Here is a 2,932-nt window from a genome sequence, read left to right as displayed (position 1 = left end):
CGACGCTCGCGCGGACGGCCTCGAGGTCGGCCCGATGCCGCGCGTCGGTCGGGACGAGTCGCAGTTCGACGCCGAGCAGGTCGGCGGCCTTCTGGAAACTGAAGTGACCGGACTCGGGCATGACCACATTCGGCGAGCGGCTCTCCGCCCGATCGCGGGCGATTCGGACCGCCTGAATGTTCGCCTCCGTACCGCCGCTGGTGACGTAGCCCGCCGGCTCGTCCAGCCCCGCGATCTCGCTCAGGAGGGCGATGGCGTCGTCTTCGAGCGCCGACACGTTCGGATAGGTGCCGGGATCGCCGGGATTCGTCGCGAGAAACCGCTCGGCCGCGTCGCGCGCCGCAGGATGGGGTTCCGTACACATCGACGAGAGAACCCGATCGAACGCTTGCGGCTCGATTTGCATATCACGTCTGTTAACGGTCGTGGGTTTATTTGTTACGTTTGTCGCCGTTTCTCGACGGAGATCGTTCGGGTCGAAACGGGACGACACGTGCCGCCGAAAGCGTGCCTTCAAGTCCGCCGCCGCGCAACGCCAACCCATGAACCCAGGCGACCGCGTCCGCGTCGACCGCGCGGATCGCACGTACGAAGGCGTGTTGCTCCCCTCGAGCACGGACGAGCGGCTCGTAGTGAAACTCGAGGGCGGCTACAACGTCGGCGTCGATCGCGAGGCGGCCGACGTGTCGGTCCTCGCAGAGGACGTCTACGAGATCGACGGGACGGACTCGACGGGACCGGACGATGAGGCGGGGAGTTCGGAAATCGAGTTCGATGACGACCTGCCGACGATTTCGCTGCTCTCGACCGGCGGGACGATCGCCTCGACGATCGACTACCGGACGGGCGCGGTGACGGCGCAGTTCGACGCCGAAGACGTCCTGCGGGCCGTTCCCGATCTCGCGGGCCGCGCGAACTACCGCGGGCGGGTCGTCGCCAACATCCTGTCGGAGAACATGGAGCCGCCGATCTGGCAGGACCTCGCGGAGGCCGTCTCCGAGGAGATCGCGGCCGGTGCCGACGGCGTCGTCGTCATGCACGGCACCGACACGATGCAGTACTCCGCGTCGGTCCTTTCGTTCATGCTCGAGACGCCGGTGCCGATCGTCTTCACCGGCTCCCAGCGCTCGGCCGACCGGCCGTCCTCGGATAACGTGATGAACGCCGTCTCGGCCGTCGAGGCCGCCAAGAGCGACTGCGCGGAGGTGCTGGTCTGCATGCACGCCTCCGAATCGGACGACGTCTGTGCGCTCCATCGAGGCACCCGCGTCCGGAAGAACCACACCTCCCGTCGCGACGCGTTCGAGACCGTCGGCGCGGAGCCCCTCGGTGACGTCGACTACGAGACCGAAGGAGTCAGCTTCCGGCGGGGCTATCGGCAGCGCGACGCGGTCGATCTCTCAATCGAACCCGATCTCGAGGAGGACGTCGAACTGCTCAAGTTCACGCCCGGGATGGATCCCCAGTTCCTCGACGTGGTCGAGGGCTCGGCGGGAGTGGTCATCGAAGGGACCGGACTCGGCCACGTCCACACCGATCTGATTCCCCGCATCGAGGAACTGATCGAAAACGGGACGACGGTCGTCATGACCAGTCAGTGTCTCGAGGGGCGGGTCTGCGACCGGGTCTACGATACCGGTCGAGACCTGCTTGAGGCAGGCGTGATCGAGGCCGGCGACACGCTGCCGGGGACGGCCAAGGTGAAGCTGATGTGGGCGCTCGCGAATTCGAACGACGTCGAGGAAGCGATGGGAACCTCGCTGGCCGGCGAGATTCAGGAACGATCGGTACCCTGGGAATAGATCGGACTCTCTGAGCGCCGACAACCGCGAATGGAGGAGGAGATTCTCGTGGAAAGAAGTGAAACAGAGCGTCCTGCTGCCGTGGCAACAGGGAATCGCCACGCCCTCCCCAGCCGATTCGCTCGCTCCTGCCGTCGCTCGCTCATCCCTCACACGATTTCGTGCCGCGGTTCATTGACATTCACCGCGGCCCAGCGCGTGCCACCGCACGGCGGCTGGTCGGTCCGAAGTAAGACAGAGATCTATGCCAGAATACAGTACGAGAAGCCCCGGTGATCGAACACGAGGGTGGCTGACACGGACCACGGCTTCCGGGAACGGTAAGGTTCTTGGTACGGGTCTGGAATATCCGAGTACGAACAGCTATGTCGTTTTACGCCGCGGCAATGCCGACCGCGATTGCACTCGCGGTCGTCAAAACACTTGTCCTCATCGTCGGCGGCGTAATCACGTTTTTCGCGTACAAGGCCTATCGACGGACCCGTCAGCCGGCGCTGGGCTATCTCGCACTCGGCTTCGGACTCGTCACCCTCGGGCTGGTACTTGCCGGCATGCTGTACGAACTTCTCGCCGTCCCGTTGATGACCGGCATTCTCCTCGAGAGCCTGTTGGTCCTCGCTGGCTTTCTCGTGATCGCGCGTTCGTTGTACGTCACCTGACGAACCAAACTGTTTTGGAGCCACTTCTATCGGTGATCGACTGATACGGTAACGTACGGCAGGGCGACAGGGCACTGAACCATGGAGTTCCGTCTCCCTGCCGTCGTACCCCTCCTCCTCGCGTCTCTCCCAGCGCACGGTCGTCCACGAGAGATCGTACTAGAGAGCCCCCGGTCGCTACGAAACGTGTCAATCGCGGACCAGCCGTCACAGCCACCCGGCGGGCGTACTGACGGACAGCCGTCAGTATAAGTGGTCCCCGCAACGAGTAGTGGCTATGAGCGGCGATCCCGACCACGTGGGTCCCACCGGCGGCTGTGATTCGAGCCGACTCCGCCGAACAGTTCTCGCGAGTGATCGACCATGACTGACGCCGACGAACCGGCGCTGGCCGTCGGTGCGGACGCGCTCACCGAACGGGGCGCAGGGCTCGAGGTAGCGGTCGTCGGCGCGGGAGCCATCGGTGTGACC

General features: G+C 64.8%; 2 protein-coding genes and 1 pseudogene. 2 read left to right on the top strand and 1 reads right to left on the bottom strand.

Annotation, left to right across the window (positions count from 1 at the left end; all coding sequences use genetic code 11):
• Positions 1 to 406 (bottom strand): annotated as a pseudogene (locus tag PGX04_RS04890) (tyrosine decarboxylase MfnA); the annotation flags it as partial.
• A gap of 136 nt (positions 407 to 542) precedes the next feature.
• Between PGX04_RS04890 and gatD the strand changes: the two are divergent.
• Complete coding sequence (gene gatD, locus PGX04_RS04885; RefSeq protein ID WP_273737476.1) at positions 543 to 1,802, top strand: Glu-tRNA(Gln) amidotransferase subunit GatD; 1,260 nt, start codon at positions 543 to 545, stop codon at positions 1,800 to 1,802.
• Positions 1,803 to 2,167: 365 nt separating this feature from the next.
• The gene (locus tag PGX04_RS04880) at positions 2,168 to 2,461 is read left to right on the top strand and encodes a DUF7521 family protein (protein ID WP_273737475.1); all 294 of its coding nucleotides are present in this window, start codon (positions 2,168 to 2,170) and stop codon (positions 2,459 to 2,461) included.
• The last annotated feature ends 471 nt before the right edge of the window (positions 2,462 to 2,932 follow it).

This window comes from Natrinema soli (assembly GCF_028618695.1).
The sequence above is the reverse complement of the archived record's forward strand: the minus strand, read 5'-3'. Positions and strand labels throughout refer to the sequence as shown.